At 48.7% G+C, this 24,283-nt stretch carries 12 protein-coding genes and 1 other RNA gene; 6 read left to right on the top strand and 7 right to left on the bottom strand.

The window, feature by feature from the left end:
- Positions 1-96: 96 nt before the first annotated feature.
- The gene (gene ydiK, locus ACL2XO_RS14850) at positions 97-1,197 is read left to right on the top strand and encodes an AI-2E family transporter YdiK (protein ID WP_132921610.1); all 1,101 of its coding nucleotides are present in this window, start codon (positions 97-99) and stop codon (positions 1,195-1,197) included.
- 309 nt (positions 1,198-1,506) lie between these two features.
- An RNA gene (gene rprA / locus ACL2XO_RS14845) (antisense sRNA RprA) lies at positions 1,507-1,611 on the top strand.
- Positions 1,612-1,753: 142 nt separating this feature from the next.
- Here the strand turns inward: rprA and ppsA are convergent.
- Positions 1,754-4,132 carry a phosphoenolpyruvate synthase gene (gene ppsA, locus ACL2XO_RS14840; protein WP_413740953.1) on the bottom strand — a complete coding sequence of 793 codons (2,379 nt, stop codon included), beginning with the start codon at positions 4,130-4,132 and terminating at the stop codon, positions 1,754-1,756.
- 148 nt (positions 4,133-4,280) lie between these two features.
- On the opposite strand from ppsA, the gene ACL2XO_RS14835 reads away from it, so the two are divergent.
- From ACL2XO_RS14835 to ACL2XO_RS14820, 4 genes are all read left to right on the top strand, one after another.
- Positions 4,281-5,102 (top strand): pyruvate, water dikinase regulatory protein, encoded by an 822-nt coding sequence (locus ACL2XO_RS14835; protein ID WP_132921612.1) that lies wholly within the window; start codon positions 4,281-4,283, stop codon positions 5,100-5,102.
- Between the two features lie 107 nt (positions 5,103-5,209).
- Positions 5,210-6,256, top strand: a complete 1,047-nt coding sequence (locus ACL2XO_RS14830) for a 3-deoxy-7-phosphoheptulonate synthase (RefSeq protein WP_203521439.1) — start codon at positions 5,210-5,212, stop codon at positions 6,254-6,256.
- A 277-nt stretch (positions 6,257-6,533) separates the two neighbouring features.
- Positions 6,534-12,371: a hypothetical protein gene (locus tag ACL2XO_RS14825; protein ID WP_413740952.1), complete on the top strand. Its 5,838-nt coding sequence runs from the start codon at positions 6,534-6,536 to the stop codon at positions 12,369-12,371.
- A gap of 75 nt (positions 12,372-12,446) precedes the next feature.
- Positions 12,447-18,365, top strand: a complete 5,919-nt coding sequence (locus ACL2XO_RS14820) for a hypothetical protein (RefSeq protein ID WP_413740951.1) — start codon at positions 12,447-12,449, stop codon at positions 18,363-18,365.
- Between the two features lie 19 nt (positions 18,366-18,384).
- Here ACL2XO_RS14820 and ACL2XO_RS14815 read toward each other — a convergent pair whose 3' ends face one another.
- From ACL2XO_RS14815 to ACL2XO_RS14790, 6 genes are all read right to left on the bottom strand, one after another.
- Positions 18,385-19,836, bottom strand: a complete 1,452-nt coding sequence (locus ACL2XO_RS14815) for a protein adenylyltransferase SelO (RefSeq protein ID WP_413740950.1) — start codon at positions 19,834-19,836, stop codon at positions 18,385-18,387.
- Positions 19,837-19,901: 65 nt separating this feature from the next.
- A complete protein-coding gene (locus tag ACL2XO_RS14810; RefSeq protein WP_132921618.1) occupies positions 19,902-20,372 on the bottom strand; it encodes an NlpC/P60 family protein in 471 nt (156 codons plus the stop codon).
- 49 nt (positions 20,373-20,421) lie between these two features.
- On the bottom strand, positions 20,422-21,216 hold the full coding sequence (gene btuD, locus ACL2XO_RS14805) for a vitamin B12 ABC transporter ATP-binding protein BtuD (RefSeq protein ID WP_413724440.1): 795 nt from the start codon (positions 21,214-21,216) through the stop codon (positions 20,422-20,424).
- A gap of 54 nt (positions 21,217-21,270) precedes the next feature.
- A complete protein-coding gene (locus tag ACL2XO_RS14800; RefSeq protein WP_132921620.1) occupies positions 21,271-21,822 on the bottom strand; it encodes a glutathione peroxidase in 552 nt (183 codons plus the stop codon).
- Positions 21,823-21,882: 60 nt separating this feature from the next.
- Positions 21,883-22,884 (bottom strand): vitamin B12 ABC transporter permease BtuC, encoded by a 1,002-nt coding sequence (gene btuC / locus ACL2XO_RS14795; protein WP_413740949.1) that lies wholly within the window; start codon positions 22,882-22,884, stop codon positions 21,883-21,885.
- 170 nt (positions 22,885-23,054) lie between these two features.
- Positions 23,055-24,278 carry a DUF2502 domain-containing protein gene (locus ACL2XO_RS14790; RefSeq protein WP_413740948.1) on the bottom strand — a complete coding sequence of 408 codons (1,224 nt, stop codon included), beginning with the start codon at positions 24,276-24,278 and terminating at the stop codon, positions 23,055-23,057.
- Positions 24,279-24,283: the final 5 nt, after the last annotated feature.

The raw sequence follows: 24,283 nt of genomic DNA, 5'->3' as shown, positions 1-24,283 counted from the left end.
GTCAAAAAAGCGTGAAATAACGCATCATTAAGGCTGTAGCCGAAGGACCTAGTATATCTCTTGACCTGCCTGTTAACTGAGGTGAAAAACGCTTACATGGATTACCCGCGTCAACTGATCGATCTGCCCAGAATGCTGTTCGGCGTTGCGTTTATCGCACTGATGAGCCTGGCCTGCTTTTGGGTGGTACAGCCTTTTATCCTGGGATTCGCCTGGGCCAGCATGGTGGTGATTGCCACCTGGCCGCTGCTGATAAGATTACAAAACCTGTTTTGGGGACGACGCTCACTGGCGGTCCTGGCGATGACCATTTTGCTGCTGCTGCTTTTTGTACTGCCGGTATCCTTTTTGGTGAGCAGCCTGATTGACAATAGCGCTCCACTGCTTGCCTGGGCCACTCAGCCGAATCGATTAACCTTGCCGACACTGCATTGGCTGCACGATATCCCCCTGGTGGGCCACAAGCTTTATTCCGGCTGGCAGGCCATGATCTCCGGCGGCGGCAGCCTGCTCATGAGCAAAGTGCAACCCTATATCGGCCAATCGGCCACCTGGCTGCTGGCGCAGGTGGCGCAGGTGGGCAGCTTTCTCATCCATTGCGGCCTGATGATCCTGTTCAGCGTCCTGCTGTATATCCGCGGTGAGCGGGTGGGACTGGCGGTGCGCCATTTCGCCATCCGTTTGGGAGCCGAACGGGGAGACGCCTCTGTGCTGCTGGCGGCGCAGGCCATCCGCGCGGTGGCGCTGGGGGTGGTGTTAACCGCCATTGTCCAGGCGGTGCTGGGAGGAATAGGCCTGGCGGTGGCCGGCATCCCCTTTGCCACCATCCTGACCATCGTGATGTTTATTCTGTGCATCGCCCAGCTTGGCCCTTTGCTGGTCTTGATTCCCGCCATGATCTGGCTCTATTGGAGCGGTGAGACCACCTGGGGCACCCTGCTGCTGATATGGAGCTGCGTAGTAGCCACGCTGGATAATTTCCTGCGGCCGGTCTTTATCCGCATGGGGGCGGATTTACCTATTCTCCTGGTGCTGTGCGGCGTTATCGGCGGATTGCTCGCCTTCGGCATGATCGGGCTGTTTATTGGTCCCGTGGTGCTGGCGGTATCCTATCGCCTGTGCTTTGCCTGGGTTCACGAAGCGCCGGAGCCCGGTGAAATACACGATCCGGGTAAACACCTGCGGGATATTCCTTAAGGCACGGTTGCGGTTATGACCGCAACCGCCGGCGGCTCGTAGCGGGCAAGGCCGGCTAAGTCCCCATCCACGCCCGGCCGCGATATCGACGCCGGGTTCCATATCAGAAAGCCCCTTTGGATTTTCCGGATTAATTTCTCAGCCAGCCTTATTATTCCTGCACTGTCTCTATTTCCGGTCAGAAGATATAACGACCGCGATTGTTCTGGGCATCAGACATATTTCTTATTATATTGATAATAATTAATTAGTATTCAATGATTAGGATGATTCTTAATGACTCAATGCCCCGCAATTCATATCATTGGGGCATCAATTAACTCAACTCTCTGATTTTACATCACGGTTTCCCCTGAGTTAAATGAATTGCTGTGTGTAGTCTTTGCCCGTCTCATAGGATGGGCTTTTTTTTATTCCGCCAAATATTCTTACTTAAATTAATTTATTCTGTTCAATTTTTTTTAAGCTAATACACAACCTAATACAGCGCCTAATACAAAACAGCCGGGGCATGCCCGGCTGTTCTTCCCGATATTAATCCGGATTGATAATAAGGTTATTTAATCTCCGCCAGGCTAAGCCAGGTTTTGACTACCGTATCCGGATTCAGCGACAGGCTGTCGATGCCCTGTTCCATGAGCCAGGCGGCAAAATCCTCATGATCCGACGGCCCCTGACCGCAAATCCCGACATATTTACCCTGTTTTTTAGCCGCGACAATCGCCATGGACAATAGCGCTTTCACTGCCTCATCCCGTTCGTCGAACAGGGCCGATACCAGACCTGAATCCCGGTCCAGTCCCAGCGCCAGCTGGGTCATATCATTGGAACCAATGGAGAAACCGTCAAAGTGCTCAAGGAATCGCTCCGCCAGCAGGGCATTGGAGGGGATCTCGCACATCATGATGATTTTAAGTCCCTGCTCGCCGCGCTTTAATCCCTGCCGCGCCAGTTCCTCCACCACCGCCTCGGCCTGGGCGACGGTGCGGACAAACGGAATCATGATCTCCACATTGGTCAGCCCCATCTCGTTGCGTACCCGCTTGATGGCATCGCATTCCAAGGCAAAACAGGCCTTGAAGCTGTCGGCGATATACCGGCCCGCGCCGCGAAAGCCCAGCATCGGGTTCTCTTCCGAGGGTTCATATTTATCGCCGCCCACCAGGTTGGCATATTCGTTGGTTTTGAAATCGGAAAGACGCACGATGACCCGTTTCGGCCAGAACGCCGCGGCCAGGGTAGACACGCCCTCAGTCAAGCGGGCGATATAATACTCTTTCGGACCGGCGTAACCTTGAATCATCCGCCCGATCTCTTCGCGCAACTGCGGCGTTTGCTGGTCGAATTCCAGTAATGCCCGGGGATGAACGCCAATCATGCGGTTAATGATAAACTCCAGCCGCGCCAGGCCCACGCCGTCATTGGGCAGGCAGGCAAAGTCGAATGCCCGGTCGGGATTGCCGACATTCATCATGATTTTCAGCGGCAGCGCCGGCATTTGTTCAATTTTGGCGCTATTGACGTCAAAATCCAGCAGTTCATGATAAACATAACCGGTGTCTCCCTCCGCGCAGGATACCGTGACATTCTGGCCTTCCGTGACGCGCTCGGTGGCGTCGCCGCAGCCCACCACCGCCGGGATGCCCAATTCGCGGGCGATAATGGCCGCGTGACAGGTGCGTCCGCCGCGGTTAGTGACGATGGCGGCGGCCTTTTTCATAATGGGTTCCCAGTCCGGATCGGTCATGTCGGTGACCAGCACGTCGCCGGCTTCAACCCGGTTCATTTCGCTGATGTCATGGATGACCTTGACCGGACCGGCGCCGATGCGATGGCCGATGGCCCTCCCCTCGATCAGCACCTCGCCGCGGGATTTGAGCTGGTAGCGCTCCATGACCTGCCCCCGTGACCGCACCGTTTCCGGCCGGGCCTGGACAATGAATAATTGACCGGTATGGCCGTCCTTGGCCCACTCAATATCCATCGGGCGCTGATAATGCTGTTCTATTTGCAATGCCTGACGGGCCAACGCCTGGACTTCATCATCGGTAAGGGCAAAACGATGCCGTTCTGCTTCCGGCACATCTTCAATGCGGACCTGCTTTCCATGTTCCTGGCTGCCGGCATAGACCATACGGATTTTTTTGGAACCGATATTCCGTCGCACTATGGCCGGTTTTCCGGCCTGCAGCGTAGGTTTATGCACGTAGAATTCATCCGGATTCACCGCGCCTTGCACCACCATTTCGCCCAGTCCGTAGGCGGCGGTAATGAATACCACCTGATCGAAACCGGATTCCGTATCAATGGTAAACATTACCCCGGATGCAGCCAGGTCGGAACGCACCATGCGCTGCACGCCGGCGGAGAGCGCCACGCCGCGGTGATCGTAGCCCTGATGTACCCGGTAGGAGATGGCGCGATCGTTGAACAGGGAAGCGTAGACATGCTTGATGGCGGTCATTACCGCATCGATACCCTGAACATTCAGAAAGGTTTCCTGCTGGCCGGCGAATGACGCGTCAGGCATATCTTCCGCGGTGGCTGACGAGCGCACGGCAAAAGACGCCTCGCTGTCGTCAGCGGACAATGTCCGGTAGGCCGACGTAATGGCCGCCTGCAAGGCAGGCTGAAACGGGGTGTCGATTATCCACTGCCTGATCTGATTGCCGGCCGCCGAAAGCTCGCCGATATCATCGGCATCAAGGCGGTCCAGCAGGTCATATATACGTTGGTTGATGCCGCTCTGGTTAAGAAAGTCATTAAATGCGTCGGCGGTCGTGGCGAAACCGTTGGGCACCGAGACTCCCAGCCCGGATAAATGGGTTATCATTTCTCCCAGGGAGGCGTTTTTACCCCCTACCCGGTCAACATCATGCATCCCGAGTTGGTTATACCAGAGTATATTATCAGTATCATTGTCAGTTATAGACATCTGCGTCATCCTTTTACTTATAATGAAAAAGTCTGGTGGGAAAAGCGTTATTCAGTGAGCGTAGCATAAAGCCTAATACGCGGGCCCGGGATGAATCGAGCCAGCGCTAAAATTCAGAGTTTAGCCCAACAAACCGCGGGAGCGACATATGGAAAGAAGCGTATTTTTTATCTCGGACGGCACCGCCATTACCGCCGAAGTGGTCGGCCATGCGGTGCTGTCGCAATTCCCGGTGACCACCAACAGTTATACGTTGCCTTTTGTTGAAACGGAATCCCGCGCTATTGCCGTAAGCGAACAGATAAATGCGATTTATAAGCAAAGCGGCATTCGGCCCCTGGTTTTTTATTCCATCGTGTCGCCGGTTGTCCGCACCATCGTGGAAGCCAGCGACGGCTTTTGCCAGGATGTGGTGCAAGCCCTGGTGGCGCCCCTGCAACAGGAGCTGGGGTTATCGCCGGATCCGGTGGCGCACCGCACCCATGGGCTGACCGCCACCAATCTGAACAGATACGATGCACGCATCGCGGCCATTGATTATACCCTCGCCCACGACGACGGGATTTCGCTGCGCAATCTCGACCAGGCGCAAATCATTCTACTGGGCGTTTCCCGCTGCGGAAAAACCCCTACCAGCCTTTATCTGGCCATGCAATACGGCATCCGCGCCGCCAATTATCCGTTTATCGCCGATGATATGGATAATTTGCGTTTGCCCGCGGCGTTGAAACCATTTCATGATAAATTATTCGGATTGACCATCGATGCGGAGCGTCTGGCCGCCATTCGGGATGAACGACTGAACAACAGTCAGTACGCTTCATTGCGCCAGTGCCGTTTCGAGGTCAGCGAGGTTGAGCTCTTGTTCCGGAATAACCAAATCCGCTACCTAAACTCCACCAATCACTCCGTAGAGGAGATAGCCACCAAAATAATGGATTTACTTGGCCTGAGCCGTCGTATGTACTAATCCGCCTGGTCATTATTATTGTTGAATTCATCTGGTTTTGGTTTATTGTGATCGCCATCACTTCCCGGTATTTCACCGTTGAGAAGAAGCCATTTTAGAGATTGTTCATGTTTAACACAGATGAATTGCGCACCAGGCGCATTGGTCGTCTTATTGAGCCGGCAACGTTAGCCGACAAACTGCCTCTTAGCGCCATAGTAGCGGAAAGCGTTACCGCCGCGCGCCACCGTATCGAAGGGATTCTGCACGGCCGTGATCCCCGCCTGCTGGTGGTGATTGGCCCCTGTTCCATCCACGATACCGACGCCGCCATCGACTATGCCCGGCAGTTGAATACCCTGCGCGTTCGCTACCGGGATCGGCTGGAAATCGTCATGCGCACCTATTTTGAGAAACCCCGCACGGTAGTGGGCTGGAAGGGCATGATTTCCGATCCGGGTCTTGACGGCAGTTATCGGGTCAATGACGGGCTCGAGTTGGCGCGGCGCTTGCTGCTCACGGTCAATGAGATAGGATTGCCCACCGCCACCGAGTTCCTGGATATGGTGATGGGCCAGTATATTGCCGATTTAATCAGCTGGGGCGCCATCGGCGCCCGCACCACCGAGAGCCAGATCCACCGTGAGATGGCGTCTGCCCTCTCCTGCCCGGTTGGATTCAAGAACGGCACCGACGGCAATACGCAGATTGCCATCGACGCCATACGCGCCGCCCGCGCGTCTCATATGTTCTTGTCCCCGGATAAACAGGGCCAGATGACCATTTACCAAACGGCGGGAAATCCCTATGGCCATATCATTATGCGCGGCGGCCGCACGCCTAACTATCATAGCGCCGATGTCCAGCAGGCCTGCGGGCATCTACAGGAGCATGGGTTGCCGCCGCATCTGCTGGTGGATTTCAGCCATGGCAACAGCCAGAAGCAGTATCGCCGCCAGCTGGACGTGGCGGAATCCGTATGCAGGCAGATAAGCGACGGTAGCCGGCGGGTAGCAGGCATCATGGCCGAGAGTTTTCTGGTTGAAGGCAGCCAGGCGCTGATACCCGGCCAAGCGTTGACCTATGGTCAATCCATCACAGATGGCTGCCTTGGCTGGGAAGACAGCGAAAGGCTGCTGGCCATGCTGGCGGGCGCCGTTGATAGTCGTTTCTAAATCCTTTTCGCTACCCTCCTATTTACCCATTGGGCCGCCGACAGGCGGCCTAATTATTTTCTTCGTCTGAGAAGCGATAAAACCCTTAATTTTTACTCTTTAATTCCACATGCGAATGTTTGATGATATGTTCTATGGGTCAGTGAAAAATCGATTATCTTCTAGAGAAAATTATTTCATCAAATTTAAAAAAGTAGACCGCTAATTTATTTCACTCATCACGAAAACAATTCCATTTTATATTCAGATAACCCTATCCATATATAAGGATCTTGCCATGACAAAAGAAACTTGTTTATTAGAAAATAATAAAATATATCATATTGATTATCAAATCAAACATTCTCAAAAGACTAATGTATTACATTATTACACTTATTCCATAAAAAAAATAAACAATATTCAAATTAAAGATTCCCTTTCATCTATTGATAATAAAGCAGATGAATCTCACGACATAAATAATTGTGAAAAAAATATTGAGGAAGAAAGAGTTGATTATTTATTCAGATGCGTAAATGAACTTACAAATAATATGGATTGTTTGTTAACTTCGGGTCATACAAAATATATACAGATTGAATTGCACGACAAAAAATTCAGCGTTGCGACAAAAAAAATAATGCTACCGAGCGGTAACCTGATTTTTGCCGGCTATTTTAACAAATCACTGGTGGTTTCAGATGGCAATAATTACCATATTCAGCAAGATTACCACAAACCGCTACCCTTCTATGGGTCGCTTTCCCTTTTATTAAGCCAGCTTGTTCAAGGCGGGGGATGGCTCGGCGTATATAATTGGCCTGATTGGGTGGGAAGCACCGCCAAGTGGTTCAGCGGCTTACGTGACCCGCTGATATTCCCTCAGTCGGAGGGGCAGCCCACAACATCTTCGGTTTTTTATCCCGGCACAATCATACATACGGCAGAGGCGGAATTTTCAGCGCGGCTAAGAACGGTAAAAGACCACGAATCTGATGAAGACCTTAACCAGGCCGTAAATTCCCCCACCGCATCCGCGCTAAGCGAGACGCTGCCGCCGCAAGCAGAGTATAGCAGCGGAGAAATTGACGCCAACAGCCGATTATTATTCAGTATTGATGGCCTCGAATTCCAGATTTCTCTCGCCAATAGGGAGGCTCAAACTCTGCTTCTTAATATGTTTCAAGACTTTGTCAGGGCCAGTAACCCACCATTATCCGATCCATTGAGTAACCTGCTGGAGTTCGATAAATTTATTGGCAAAAAAATGGCAAAAATCTTTCATGGCGGCCTTTACCTTAAAGATAAATTTACCTCTCTAAATATCATTATTTCCAAAGTCCAGTTTGAGGACATCATTTCGTCCCTTAAAGAGTTAACACAAGAGAATACAGCTCAACTGAAAAGACTAAAACGTCATGTCGCTGAAAATTTCATGGTCGAAGATTTTATTAGCAATATTGTTAAGCAATTGAAAGAAGCTTCAAGCCGCATCAATACAGAAATAATCAAGGACGTCATTTTAATTATTAAAAATAAAACCTTTGATATGGCAAAGTCGGAAATCGCGCACAAAGTCAGAGAAAAAACCCTTGGACGGAAATCCTATTATCAAAAAATGATGCACGTCCTTAATTTATGTCAACAAGCATATAATGAATATCGCTTACATTTGTACCCAGGTGATCATCCTCCCCTGTCGCGTGTAACCTATATAAACGCACAACAAATTTATCACGCACTAATTAATCACGATAAAAGACATCTGATAGACTGCCTGATAAAATCAAAATTCTATTCAATATTTGATTACACCAGAACGAATGCTATCAGCATATACAGTTTAAATTTTATTATGCCGGGTGAGATCACTGATATAGGAGATATTTTTACCGCTGACGAACAGATGCTCACCAATGAAAATATGGATACTCTTTTTTATCGGGAATTGATAAATTACATCTACCAGCGCCCTTCAGCAAACTTTTATTTTGAACGTCTTCTGGATATAGCGGAGCTATTTAGAGCAGACGGATCAAGCAATAGTTCTCTTTCATCTTGGCAGCAAAGGAATATTGCTCCGTTAGAACAGACACATAATATATTGTCTGACATGATCGATAATAATCATGAAGAAAAGAGTAAATTTACTAATTACTATGCATGGCATAATGAACTAACAGGTATCATCAAGAACGATAAAATTCTTTTTGTTTTATTAAGCTATTTTATCAATATGCAAAAGATATTTATAAATTGTGTTACAGATTTTATAGAACATAATACTAAACTTAACGCAAGTAACCAAGAGCAACGTATTGTGGCGGCTAAAATCGAAGCCGTTCGAGACCAAGCAAGCCCTGATTTTAATCAAAACAATCTAGAGATGTTAAAAAAATATATCGATTTGGAAAAGAAAGGAGATTTACATGTTTTTATCAAGGCTGCATCAATATGGTTCATTTCTCAGAAAAAAACGCTTAGTGAAGGTTTTTTATCTTCATTAAACGTACTTTATGTTCTAAAACAATTTATAATGTCACAGCAGCAGATCTTCATGGACTATAACTCCCGTAGACAGCAACCCTACAAAAGTGTTTATAAGTTGGAATCCTCTTCCGAAAAGAAATCGTTAGAAGAATATTATAATCAATTCGTCGACTATAAAAAGCATCATTCATTTATTGAGGCGAGAAAGCTTACGATGCAAGCATTAGAAAAATCTAGTTTGCATTATGTAGATATCGTATATCCTGCTAAGAAAATTTTATGCTTTAAAGTTTTTTCACGAAATTACGTTAAGAATGATTTAACCCCATTCACCTTCGTCTCCCTGCCGAAGGATAATACAGGATATCTCATTATTGCTACGCTGCATAATGATAAGACCGTATTATTAAGTACTTTTAACGGCTTCGTGATCATCACTGATTTCAATGTACTCAAAAATGGCGATACTTTAGCGCTGATCAAAGAATATTGGGAAAACTGTTCCACTGGCCTCGATATAAGACATCGTCCTCATTTCCATATTAATGAAACTGCCTTAGCATCACTTTTTCCTGAAATCGATGCGAATAGCGAGTCATTAACCTCTATGATAGATATTTTACTTCACGTTCCTGAAGAAGAAATTTTTGATGTTCCTGCATCGGCATATTCTCTTGCTGCGGTTAAAGATTCAGACTTATATTCCATCATAAAATCCTATGTCTTCAATAAGGATGAAACATCTGAGCCTATAAGTTTTAAGGTCCCATTTATCAACGCTATCGATAATATCAATCAGGCTACGTTGGTTGCAATAGCTCAAAATTCCAAAGAAACATTGCGTCATTATACCTGGCTGGAATACACGGCTTCATTTATTCCTTTTTTTACCACACTCTGCCAGCTATGGTATGATGAAGAACATGAAATCAAGTTTGCAGATATCATTTTTGATCTCTATGATCTTGTTACTACAGTTGTAGCTCTTTCAGGACAGTTTAAAAAAATATCCGAAAACACATTTAAGCATGCTCTTTATAAAGCTACAAAAGAAAAGGTACAACATCATATGATAAGGAATTTTGTTTTTCATGAACTTATAGGCTCAACACCGAACATTGGATACAAAATGGCCAAGTCTTTTTCTGATGAAATATCATCATTTTATAACATCATACATCCGTCAGGCAAAGTGTTAACAATCTTAGATGATACGCTACAATTTAAAATACAGGATGTGCTAGCAAAAGCCAACGTCGCCATTAGATTGTTTAGTTCGAGGAAGAAAGACCTGCGGCAATACTGGAAAGCAGAAGTGGATGAAAATCAACTCGAAACCTTGCCCAGTGGCATTTTAGTAAAAAATTCGGGTTCTGCAGAGTCATACTATATTGTTAACGACAATGACTATTTCCCCGTTTTTTGGGATAAATATCATGGTGAATGGAGAATCATCAACTTGAAAGGCGGCAACGACAAAGATTTTGCCATTCCCATTGTACAAAGCCACTCCGGAGGTTGGGTCGCCAGCGCACGGCAAGTCGTTGACATAAGGATTTCGCCCCTCCCAGTCAATCATTTCCATCCTAACAATGCTCAGGACACAAAATTGATTGAGATTGAACCCCTACGCGTATCGGGCATTGATCAATTTTCTGATTGCGATTTGGTGAATTTTCACAAAACCATACTGCGCTTCTCACTTGAACGTCACCAGAGGGAAACTATATTTACAAATGCGGGAGACCGCGTCATTTCAATATTTAATGATTTTCATCGAAACTTTTCTTTGAAAAAAGACATCTTAGCTATGCAATTTAATAATAAATTTGTATATGATAAAACGTCCGCGGTTCTCGCAATACAAGCGTTAGAAAGCAAGGATGGCGTTAGGATCCGCTTTCGTGCCGTAAGCGCTTGGAGCGACGTTCTTCATTGGGCCGCGGAAACCTATTTTGCCATCACTGTTAACATAGCCAATCAAAGTTATATTATTGACTTTGCCAATAATCGCTTGTCTTTTGGCATTAATGATAATAGGGATATTTTTACGGAAAACGAGTGGCTGATGATGTTTAGCCAGCAACCGACTGACTTCGAATTAATTAAATACAAAGATTTTGATGATATGCAAGATGCCAGGTTTTTTAGCTATCGTGAAGCCACGGCGCCCTATGTTTTCATTAAAGATGGCTTCCTGATTAAAGAGCCGGCCTGGTATAGGCCGCTACTGCTTAAACATAATAGTTATCTAATGAAATCTAAGGCTTTTATAAGCGAGATAGATCAGCATTTGCCTCATCTTGTGGCAAGGTCGATTCGCCACGAAGCGTTATCATTTGAATTGAAAGAAGAGCTTCCTCTTTATATATTGTTACACTGTGGATTACTGTCCCCTAAAAGTGCAAATCATTTATTGGAAATGATAAAACAAGCAAAAAACGATTTTATAAATAGCCATGCCATACTTGTTGATGAATATAAGATATCGACAACATCTGATTTATTAAGAATAAATCAAGGTAAGCTTTTGGCGCTCTATGATTACTCGAATCGACTGGAGCATCTGATGTTATGCATCGGTCAGGGAAGATTCATTGGCCTAAATAATAACTTATATGGTTTTACCCCACAGCAGCGAGTTTCGTTGGTCATTGCCGAACAATTGGGAACGTTTAACCAAAATTTGTTAACCTTGCACCGTGGCGATAAAAACTTCATTGTGATGGCCGGCAGCGCATTCGGCGCAATGGATAATACGCCAATTCTGGCGTATGAACTCCCGAGCGAGATGAGGCCCGAGTTTCATATCGATGGTCGCATTACGGGTTATCGACGCCATTTTATCCCCCGCGAGGAGGTCCTTTTCGGCAAAGATTGTTATATTTCTGTAGTGCCTTGGAGCAGTGAAGAAAAACCGCGTATTCGCATCAAACACTATGGCGAGCCGTTTCTTATCAACAATATGGATGCCGTCGAACTGGCGGATATCATCCGGGGCCTGGCTTACGTTAAAGACCCGACATTCACATTAGAAGACATCGAGAGTATTGAGTTGCACTCCTGTTACAGCGGCTATGGTTCCGATTATTCCACCGCTCAGATCCTGGCTGATGAGCTGGGGCTTGCGGTCCATACTTTTCCTCATAAAATTGAGGGCGGGATCCGTCAAAGAAGACCTGAGTGGTTTCGCCAGTATCGGCCTGCGGCAGGCGGATTCCCTCTGATTGATAATGGTTGTCAAGAGCCGGTAAAACGGAGTTCCCCGCAGCTTGTCAGTACCCTGAACATGCAGCAGGAGCTACGGGATATCATGATATCTGTCCGTAACGTTATACAATTTTTTATCCAGCATGCGCAGAAAAATAATCACAAAAATATCCATTTGAGCCCGGTTGAACGTCATATTCCTTTCATTTACATTGACATTTTGCAGCTAATCTATCCACAAAATCCGTATCACCCTCGCGTAGTGGCCGATATCCTTTTAAAGAAGGAGTCCTTGTCGATACTCGATCAAATACTGGAGGATTATGACATTGACGGGTCTGAGGATATCGAATTTATTGAACAGGCACTGCTGGATATTATTTTATCCATTGATGAATTTAAATATTTATCCGAGCGATTTCATCATATGTAAGCTAAGCAATAATCGCTCTCTTTTGTTGACAATATCACCACCCTCGGCAGTTAACGGATTAATAGGGACATAACAATGTTAAATGAAGCTATATCCTTCACCAATAATTTAAATTTACGTACAGCAACACATTCAGGTAATATTGAGATTAAATCTTCATTAAGCAGTTACCTATTGGGGCTTAGACGTGCAGATAATGTGTGTAAACACTTCCCTGCAGGGAGGGAGAAACTTTTTTTTCAGGCAACAACTGATTGGAGCGCAGAAAATGAAACAGCGGAGGAAAAAGAACAAGCTGATTATCTATTCCAATGCGTCAGTGAACTTAAGAACAATCCTGACTGTTTACTCCAGGCTAAAGATACGAAATTCACCCGCATACACATAGCTGAAGAAACCTATATTATCTCCACCGTACGAGTGCAGCTACCCAGTGGCAACGCCATTTATGCTGGATTTTTAGATGACAGGCTCATTGTGAGCCATGGCGAAATTTATCATATTGAGGCCATGATACGACCTAATATAACCTTCCTGGGTTCAATGGGAAATTTACTGGCCCATTTTATTGGAGGTCATCAATGGAAATATTCAACCCCCAATCAACCGGCTTGGATGGATAGCCTGTTCGCATGGTTTGCCGGCCTGCGCGATCCGCTGATGTTTCCAGGCGCGGAAGGACAGATGACGGAGACGGCGGGCATACGGCCTCTTCAGAATATACTTTATAGGTCAGCAACGGAATTCCAGGCCCAATTGGCGGTAATAAATATCACAGAGCCTGAAACAGGCATCATCTACCCTCACCTTCATGTTTCAGCCATAACCAACCCTCTGGCGCTGGCAAAGGATATCGCCGAGATCTTGCCGGGTCGTGGTAGAATTATGTTCGACATCGGCGGACATCAACTTGAATTGAACCCTGCGAATAAAATTGCCGCTGCGCTGCTGGCACAGCTTGACTCGACATTGTCCCTGGAAAACACTCCGCAGGATGAGCTATCGTATTTGCTGAAGCTGGACATGCTTATCGCCGGAAAAACGGCGGAGATTATCTATAATGGCTTATTATTTAAAGACAAGTCTTACTCTTTAAATATGATCATCCTTAAATCTTATACAGAAAATATTATCACAAAGTTTAATGATCTATTATATGACAAACTTGAACCTCAAATCAAAATTTCTTCCCATTTAAATTCATATAGTGAAATAACCGATCATATACCAGACATCAATAAAAAAATCGCTGACGCCTACGAACATGTTAATATAGATGTCATTGTGGAAACGATATCTTCTCTCAAAAATAAAAATTTCGCCTTAGCCGAAACTGCTATTATAGAGAAATTGCACAACGCCAGTTTTAATGAACACGCGCATTTGCATAATATCTTGCGCAATTTGTATTTATTAAAGGAATCTCATGAAGAATATAGTAAACAGTTGGTATTAGATGAAATATCACCCTTCGATAAAATGAACCATGTTAACACTCTAGATATTTATTTCGCCTTGATGACAGGGGATCGGGAATTTTTGATTGACGCGCTAATAAAATTGAAATTTTATCATATTTTAGAATATACACGCGTTAATGGAATCAGTATTCATAGCCATAATTTTCTTTTACCTGGAGAGATGACGGACCATTGGTATTTATTTTCAGAAGATGAGCATGAAATTGACTTTTCAACCATGAAGCAAGTATTTTCCACTGAGTTGCACAACTATATTTATCGCAAGGATGATAATCATCCCTATCTGGATCTCATTATGAATTTGGTTGAAGTATTCCGATTGAATGAGAAACAGCACGACGCCAATCAAGCGTGGTATAAAAAAAACCTTTTCCCTTGGCAAAAAACGTTGCAGATCGTTAAAGAATTAATTGAGAATAATACGTATGAGAAAGAGAAATTCACTCATCATACTTTATGGCGCGAGGATTTCAGAACACTAATACGCCATGATAAAACCGTATTTGTCTTAATGACATTTTGTATCAATGCTCAACAAGAATTTGTTCAGATGATTCGTTATTATTTTGATCAAGATATGATCTTACAGGCTGATTCCGAAGAACAGTTCATTGCCGCAGCAAAGGTCGAGGCCATGAAGCTAGATGCGGATTTTGCTGATAAAAAAATTAACGCGTATGGATTACTTGAGGAGTATGAGAGGCGTCTGGAATCCGGAGACTATGATTTAATGATTAGGGCCGCGGTTTTTTGGTTTTTTTCCCGTTTTTCACACCATGATGATGAACATCTCAGCTCCTTTAATGTTTTTTTTGTTTTACAAAAATTCATCAGCGCGCAGCAAAGTTTATTTGTTAAATATAAATCCCGCCTTCATCATGAGTTCACAAGCGTCTTTGAACTTCAGGCATCCAATAAAAAAGAGTCGTTGGAAGATTATTATAATCAATTCTATGATTATAAACTTCAGTATTCTCTCCATGAAGCCCGAAATATGGCTATGAATGCGATCGCCAGCTCAACGGTAGATTATATCGATGCTATTTATCCGCCAAAGGAAATTTTTGCATTCATGGTATTCTCAAGAAACTATATATCCAATAGCCTCTCCCCCTTCAATCATTACTCGATGCCTGAAAAAAATCCAGGTTTTCTCACCATTGCAAGATTGTATAGTGGAAAGCTTATTTTATTATCGACCTTAGCCGGGTTTGTTTTCATTAGCGATATCAAAAGGTTAGAAAATGATCCCCATTTACTGGAATTAAAGGATTTCTGGTTGCAGAGTAATGAGAATATTGATGTTTTAAGCAGACCGGCTTACAGCGTCAACGAAACCGTAATGGCGCATCTATTCCCCCCCATCGATGCTAACAGCGCACAACTGACGACCCTGCTGGACATAGTGCTGAAATCGCCGGAGGAAGACTCCGCCACCCTGCCCCGACCTCCTTACACCCTGGTGGCAGTTAAAGGGCAGGATATTATGAAGGTCGTCAAACCTTATCTTTTTAGTCTGGATGACAGACAGCAGGCGCTTCATCCTGATGCGCCTTTTATCAAAAATATCGACTTCCTGACCCAAGCCACGCTGATAACGCTTTCCGATCGTCTCAAGGAAGTATTGCGTTATTATTCATGGGTCGATTTCATCTCTTCCACTATTCCCTTTTTTGAAGCCCTTTGCCGAAATTGGTATGATAAAGATCATACAATTCGTTTCAAAGACATTATGTTTGACCTCTTTGACCTGATGTTGCTTATAGTCCAGCTAGGCGGCAATTTCAAAAAAATTTCTGAAAATACGCTCAAGCATGCTTTGCACAATGCCTTGCAAAACGACATCAAACAGGCCGCGCTAAAACAATTCATGATCCGGGAGTTAATAGCCCAATCTTCTCAAGCCGGAATGGATATGTCCAGGGTCGCCGCCAAAGAATTCTTTTCTTTCTTATGCCCGCTTCAACCGTCAAGCTCCTCGTTTATCTCAATTACCGAAAAACTCCATCACAAAGTACAGGAATCTATTTTGGTTGCCAACATTGCCATTCGAGCCGAAAGATTGCGAAAAAAACTTCTCAGGCAAAGCTGGAAGGTGAATGTCGATACCCATACGCTTGAAACCCAGGCAATAGGAATTTATGCCGATAAAACATCCGAGAGGACAAATTACTATGTCGTTAACGATCACGACTTTTTTCCCGTCTTTAGAGAAAGCGACAGCGATGTGTGGCGTATCGCTAACCACCACATGCCCAATGAAAGAGCTTTTGCCGTCCCGGTAGCAAGAAGCCCCTCCGGGGAGTGGATTACCAGTATAAGCAAGTTGCCGGCCCCCCTTGCCCCCTCTTTTGATAGATATCACCCTTCAGGTCGCAAGATAACGGAACTCGGCCTGATAAAACCAGAGCCGATGTGCGTTTTGGCGGAGCCGGACGCCATTGATAAAGGCACAATCAACTTCCACAAACGCATCCTGCGATTTTATCTATATAATAATAAATTTGTGCATGATCTTCTTTTAAATAAGGCCCATCGTGAACATTTTTTGATGCGATTCAACCGCACCTTCTTCTTTCGCAACGAGATCATTGCTGCCATTAAAACCAACGGCTATAGCCGCGATGAGAGTTTTATCGTTTCCGCCTCCAGGGCGCTTGACGAAAGACAAGAAGGAATAATGCGCTTTCGTGCCGTTAGCGCCTGGCGTAATCAATTTGACGCTTCGCCGGAAGGTTATTTCGCACTGAGAATAGACATAGGCAAAAATAAATTCATTATTGACATTAAAGAGATACGTAAGGCCATCATGACCCGGGACAATAGGGATGTGTTCACGGAAAACGAGTGGCTTATGATGTATAAACGTTCCCCGCAGGCATTTGAGTTAATAAAATATAAAGACTTTGATTTTATGGAGGATGCTGAATATTTCAGCTATCGTGAAGCCACCTCTCCGAGCGTTATCATTAAAAATGGCTTTCTCTTGAAGGAACCCGCCTGGTATAAGCCCTCTTTATTGTCAAACAACCGCTCTCATAAGCAAAAAACATATACACTTGTGCATGACGGGGTGAATGAAATCCGATACGCGGCAAGGGCTTTGCGTAGGGATTCTCGACATTTTTCATTCCCTGAACAATTTCCTTTAGATGTTTTATTGAAATGTAACAAAATCGATGAAGAGAGTGCCAGACAATTGCTCAGGATGGTGATGGATGCTAAAAAATCAAATCTGCATAGCCAAGCCTTCTTCATCAATAAAGAGCGACTGTCTTCAACAGAGAGCCTGTTAAAAGTCAATGACGGGATACTACTGGGAATATATAACACTTCCGGCTGTCTCGAGCATCTGTTGCTAAGCATAAAACACGGGCGATTTATCGGCATGCGCAACTCTTTCTTCGATCCCGCGTTGCCGGAAAGAGCATCTATCGTTATTGCCGAACAATTGGGTACATTTCACGGCGGTTTTTTAAGATTACGCCACAAAGAGCAGAATTTTTTTGTCATCGTGGGTGAGGCGCATGGGTCAAGTGTGTCTACCGCTGTATATAGTGATATTCCCCATGAAAAAATCACAACCTATTTAAGCGATGGCAGAATAAAGGGTTATCGGGAACAAGCCATACCGCGTAAAAATCTCTTGTTAGGAAAGGATTGCCATATTGAGTTGCTTAATGACGTTAAAACGCGCTTGCGAATAAAGCTGCACGGAGCGCCTTTTAACGTTAATCATATGGATGCAATTGAATTTTCAGATATCATAAAGGGATTGCAATTTCTTGAAGATTCACCGTTTATATTGCACCAATTGGAAAGTATTGATCTTCACTCCTGTTATGGCGGTTTTGGCTACCGCTATTCCACGGCGCAAACCCTAGCCGATGAGCTAGGGATAAAAATCAAGGCTTATCCCTATAAAGTCATCGATGGCGGGCGAATGGAAGAAAGAAGGCCCCAGTGGTTTCGCTGGTTCACTCCTGATGAGCGTCTTTGGGGGCCAACTAGCGACCCGGGCCCTAGCCGCCAAAATATGCCGAACTTCAATGCCAAAGAGTATAAGCGAACGCAGAAAATACATCGTCGGCTGCATGATTTGATCGATTTCGTGCTGAGGATGAACCAAAAATTCTCCCTTAGCCGCGACAAACGCGACGAACTATCCGAAAAAGCAGAAAGTGATTCTTCTAATACTTCGCTTCCTCTTGCCGCGGCATCCGAAGCCTGGCAAGCGCCCCTCATCTATTTTGATATATTTCAGCTGCTGTATAACAAACATCCCGACCTTCCCCATGCCGTGGGTGATATCCAGCTAAGCCCTACCTCATTGCAGGTTTTGGAGCAAATAGTCGCTGACTACAACCTTGAAGATGATCAAGAAAGCATTTTTGCCCAACAGGCTTTTTTGGATATATTGCTTTCCATAGAGGAATTCAAATATTTATCTGACTGGTTCAATCTAGACACCGAATATCATGAAGAATCATTAACACCGATCCCTACCCCATAAAAATTCAGGCTCGCGCTTATCAGCTGGAGCAGGAAATCTCCAGGTGCCTGCCCCACTCCGGCGGCAGCGCCGCCAGGTCGTCCAGAGCCGGATCGTCATCATAGGGATGGCGCAATGCCTGGAGGAGCCGGTGTAAAAAAGCGGTGTCGTTCTGTTCGGCGCCGTCAATAGCCTGCTGGGCCAGATAGTTGCGCAGGATAAAGTTGGGATTTTTGGCCCGCATGGTCTGCCGTCGCCTTTCGTCGTCCCGGTCTTCTTCCCGAACTCGCTGCCGATATACCTCAAACCACCGATCAAACCCCGCCTGATCCTTCATCTCATCGCGCAGCGGGGAGCGGGAATTCGCCGCCTCGCTGTCGCTTAACAGGCGAAACACCCGGGTATAATCGCTGCCTTCACGGTCCATCAGGCTCAGCAGGCCGGTGAGTATATCGTTATCCCGTTTATCACGCGTAGCGAAGCCTAGCTTGGCCCGCATCTCGTCGCCATAGGCATGCATCAACGCCGGTTCATAACAGTTCAGCGCCTGTTCCAGGTCGCTTATCGGCATCAGTCCCGACAGCGCCTGCCCCAGGCGATGCAGATTCCACAATGCCACCGCCGGCTGATTATCAAAAGCATAACGCCCTTGATAATCGGTATGGTTGCAAACATAGCCCGGACGATAGGCATCGAGAAAACCATAGGGGCCATAATCAATGGTGATGCCCAGTATGGACATATTGTCGGTATTCATTACGCCATGGGCAAACCCCACCGCCTGCCATTGGGCTATGGTACGCGCCGTGCGTTCCACCACGTCGGTCAGCCATAAACGATAGGCGTCCGCCTGACCCACCAGCTGCGGCCAATGACGGCCGATGACATAGTCCGCCAGTTGCCTGACCATCTCCGTCTCGCGGCGATAATAGAAGTGTTCAAAATGCCCGAACCGCACATGGCTATCCGCCACCCGCAACAGCATGGCCCCCGGTTCCGGCTTTTCACGCCACACCGGCTCGTCGCTGGTGACGATGGTTAGCGCCCTGGTGGTGCCGATGCCCAAATGATGTAGCGCCTCGGATGCCAGGAATTCACGCACCACTGAGCGCAACACCGCCCGTCCGTCCCCCATGCGCGAATAAGGCGTTTTACCGGCGCCTTTCAGATGCCAGTCTACCGAACGGCCATCCGCCAATTGCTGCTCCCCAAGCAGGATCCCGCGCCCGTCCCCCAGTTGCCCGGCCCAGACGCCGAATTGATGGCCGCTGTAAACCTGCGCCAAGGGCTGCATTCCCGGCAACAACCGCTCCCCGCTCCAGATGGCGGAATGAGGCTCGGCAAAAAGGTCGTCATCCAGCGCCAGCTCTCGCGCCAGTTCGCTATTATGGTAGAGCAGACGCGCGCCGCGCAGGGGAGCCGGCATCAGTTCGGTATAGAACCCGGGAAGTTGCCGGTGATAACTGTTATTGAAGATAGGGGTATTGGCCATGGCGCCTCCTGTTTTTATTGTAGCTCGTCAGGCGGCATCCGGGCTGACTGTATAAGGCGTCAGTATCAGATTCGCCTGGCCTGCCAATAAGCTTTGCTCCAATAGACATTATCCAGCGATGAACGGATCACCCCGCGACTGGTGGAGGCATGGATAAATTTATCACCGGTATCGAAGATACCGACATGCAAGCCGTTACCGCCGCTGCCGGTTTTGAAAAACACTAAATCCCCCGGCAACAGATCGTCGCGGGATATGCGGGTACCGACCTTGGTCTGGTCTTGGGTGGAACGCGGCAGCACAATACCGAACCGATCGCGGAAAGTGCGATACACGAACCCCGAACAATCCACGCCGTTTTGATCCAACCCGCCATATCGATAAGGAACGCCGTACCAATGCCGTAACTGATCGTTAAGCTGCGCTCTCACCACCCTGGAATTTGCCAGCCGGGGATCCGGCGGCGGCGCGTGATGACTGCAGCCGGTAAGAATTAAGCTAAACAGGAACAGCCAACAAAAAGATATCCGTCTCATTTTTTGCCCATCAGCATAACGCTGTCCAACCGCTGGACAGGTCAAGGTATCATACCGCTGTCGCGGCTTGCGGCGCCAGGCCGGATGCCACCAGCCAGGGCGTACCGCCGGCGGGCAACAGTTCGAATTTCACGCCGAATACCGGTGACAGTATCGCCGGCTGCATCACATCCCGGGGATGGCCCCGCGCTGCCAGCTCCCCGGCGGACAGCAGCCAGATTTCCCCGGCATGGCGCAGGCTATGGTTAAGATCGTGGGCGCAGACCAAGATGCCCAGGCCGGCGGCGGTGAGCTCCGATAGCAGGGAGTCCAGAGCCACTCGCTGGGCAATATCCAAACTCGCCGCTGGTTCATCCAGCAGCAGCAGCGAGGCGCGCGGATTAATCGCCGGCCACACCTGCAGCAGTACCGCCGCCAGGCGCACCCGCTGCCATTCGCCGCCGGAGAGCCGGTTTAGGGGGCGATTGAGCTTATCCGCCAGAGAGAGCGCTTCGGCAAGATACCCGACCGCGCCATCGATGTCCCGCTCGGCGGCGTTGCGAGGCTGATGTAATGTCAGGTATTGGAATACCGGCATCAGGGCATAGGGCAAGGCTTGCTGGCAAAGATAGCCCCGATGCAGTGCCAGCGCTGCGCTGCTCCACTGCCGCAGCGGCCGGTCCAGCAGACGGATTTCCCCTTCGCAGCTTGTCAGACCGCCGATGGCGGACAGCAGCGTGCTTTTGCCTGCGCCGTTAGGACCGATAAGATGAATCAGGCTGCCGGCAGGGACCTGCAGCGATAGCGGCCGCAGTCTTTGCCGCACCGCAACCTGCCGCAGGTCGAGGACCAGGGATGTCGTCACCGGCGGCTGCCGCCCGGTCGCGGCGCGTGCGAGCGCCCAGGAAAAACCGGCATTTTATTTTGCCAGCGCCCCGTTTATCGCCTCAAGGATAATCGGATCGTCAGGTTTCATGTCCGGGGCAAAGCGTTGCAGAACCTGGCCGTCGCGGCTGACGAGAAATTTTTCAAAGTTCCACAGGATATCCTGCGGATGCTTAGGGGTGCGCCCCTTGCCGGCAAGCCGTTCAAAGAATCCGCTGCCTTGTGGCGTAACGGCTTTAGGCTGCGCGGCGATCAAGGCTTGGTACAAGGGATGACGATGCTCGCCGTTGACCTCGATTTTACTGAACATCGGAAATTCAACGCCGAATGTCCCGCGGCAAAACGCCAGTATTTCATCATCGCTGCCCGGTTCCTGACCGGCGAATTCATTTGAGGGAAAGCCCAGCACCTCAAAACCATGCTGGTGCTTTTCCTTATAAAGGCTTTCCAACGCCTCGTATTGATCCGTCAGTCCGCATTTCGAGGCGACATTCACTATCAGCAGTACCGAACCTTTAAAATTCTCCAGGGTGGTGGTTTCCCCGGTAATGGTCTTAAGCGGCAGAGAATACAGTTTATCACTCATCGGTGTGCCCTCCAGGTGTTGCTGGAAATCAGCAGGTTAACTTGAATTGATAGATCTAGCTTAGCCTCTTATCCTGATTAATAGCCAGATAAATATTGGCGAACCCAGGGTGGCGGTAACCACGCCGATAGGCAATTCAGCAGAGTAAAGGGCTACCCGGGCGACGACATCCGCCAAGAGCAGCACCCCGGCGCCGGCCAGGGCGCAGCCCGGAAGCAGCCACCGGTGATCGGTCAAGCCCGCCAGGCGCAATATATGGGGAATAATCAATCCGATAAAGCCGATCGCGCCCGCCAGCGCCACGCTTATTCCCACCATGCAGCCGAAGGCGAGGACAAACAGATTGCGCCAGAGGAAGACCGACAACCCCAACTGCATAGCCTGCTGTTCCCCCAGCGCCAACAGGTTCATGACCCTTCCCTGGCATAAAACCCAAAGAATGAACGGTAGCAAGGTCAGCACCAGCCATTTGTCACGCCAGTCCACGCCGCCGAATCCTCCCATCATCCAATAGAGCAGTTGGCGCAGATCGAGACTGGAGCTGAAATAGACCGCCCAGGTCATTACCGCGCTGCATAAAATGCCCAAGGCCACGCCAATCAGCAGCAGCCGGGCATTCGAAGCGTTATGGCGCGCAAACCATAACAACAGCGCGGTAATGGCCAGCGCGCCGCCTACGGCGCACGCTCCCAGCCCCCATACCGGCACCAGCCCCCGGCCTAAAAATACCGCCAGCGTCAAGGCGACGCCGGCCCCGTTCGCCACGCCGAGCAGCCCGGGTTCGGCCAGAGGATTTTCGAAAATATTCTGCATTGCCGCCCCGGCCAGCGCCAGTGAGGCGCCGACGGCGATAACCGCCAGCGTGCGCGGCAATCTGAGTTGCCAGATAAATACCTCCGCGGCATCGCTAAACCACTGTGTCGGCCAAAACCAGACATCGCCCGCACAAAGGCTTATCACAACGGCTATCGCCAGGAACAGGAACAGCCAGCGGACACGGATAGCATCCCGACGCTGCTGCCGCTGTTTCAATGCGCTGAAAATCGGACTGTTTACAGACATATTCCTTGTTCCGCCCGGACCGGTAAACTGCTCTTATCCTACCGGTATTGAGAGTAAAGGGGTAGCGCGGTAACATCGCTTGGCGGTTTGCCGGCATTACAGCCGAACAAGAAATGCGGTGCCCGGAAGACGTGCCGGCGGCACCGCATGGATGGCAGGTTTATGAGATGTCAGTTATGCGGGGGCTTGATGATTTCACGTTGGCCGCCGCCCTGATGCTGCTGGCCGCCGTTATGCTCCTGCTGGCCGCCTTGGCGCTGCTGGCCGCCGTTATGTTCGCGCTGCCCGCCGCCCTGGAGCGGCTGCCCACCGCTGTGCTGCTGTTGGCCGCCATTGTGCTCCCGCTGACCGCCATTAGGCTCCTGCCGCTGGCCGCCGGTTTGGAATACCTGGCCGCCGTTATGCTCCCGCTGGCCGCCATTAGGCTCCTGCCGCTGGCCGCCGGTTTGGAATACCTGACCGCCGTTATGCTCCCGCTGACCGCCATTAGGCTCCTGCCGCTGGCCGCCGGTTTGGAATACCTGACCGCCGTTATGCTCCCGCTGACCGCCATTAGGCTCCTGCCGCTGGCCGCCGGTTTGGAATACCTGGCCGCCGTTATGCTCCCGCTGACCGCCATTAGGCTCCTGCCGCTGGCCGCCGGTTTGGAATACCTGGCCGCCGCCGCTATGCTGCTGACCGCCGCCCTGGGAAGGCTGCCCGCCGTTGTGCTGCTGGCCCCCGCCCTGGAACGGCTGCCCGCCGTTGTGCTGCTGGCCCCCGCCCTGGAACGGCTGCCCACCGTTATGCTGTTGGCCCCCGCCCTGGAACGGCCGGCCGCCGTTATGCTGTGGCCGTCCGGGATGCTGGTAACCGGGATGGCCTTCGCCGCGGCCGGGTTGTTGAAAATGGCGATCATAATCACTGGGACGTCTCGGCGACCAATTGCCGTGATCCCAGTATCGGCCCCGATTATCCCTGAATCCCTGCGGCAGATAGGGTAACCATTGCCAGCCGTCCCAGTACCAGCCGAATTCGTTACGCTCGCCATAATAATTTTCCTGATGGCTTTCCCACCATTGCGGTGAACGCCACTCATAACCGTCCCAATACCAGCCGCTAAGGTTCCGTTCACCAAAATCATTGTCCTGATGGTCATCCCACCACTGCTCGGTGCGCCACTGGAAACCATCCCAATACCAGCCGCGATCGTTGCGCTCGCCAATATGACTATCCTGATGGTCGTACCACCACTGCGGAGAGCGCCAGGTATCACCGTCCCAGAAATACCCTTGCTGATCCTGGGCCCCGATTTGGACTACCACACCCGGCGCACCGGCGGAGAAATCGTCCGCCATCACGCCCCAGGGCAAAACCAGAGCTATAGCAAGCAATACGCTGTTCTTTTTCATCATATGAC

This window comes from Sodalis sp. RH15 (genome assembly GCF_047324255.1).
Taxonomy (GTDB): Bacteria; Pseudomonadota; Gammaproteobacteria; order Enterobacterales; family Enterobacteriaceae; genus Acerihabitans; species Acerihabitans ligni.
This window is presented reverse-complemented; position numbering and strand designations above follow the sequence as displayed.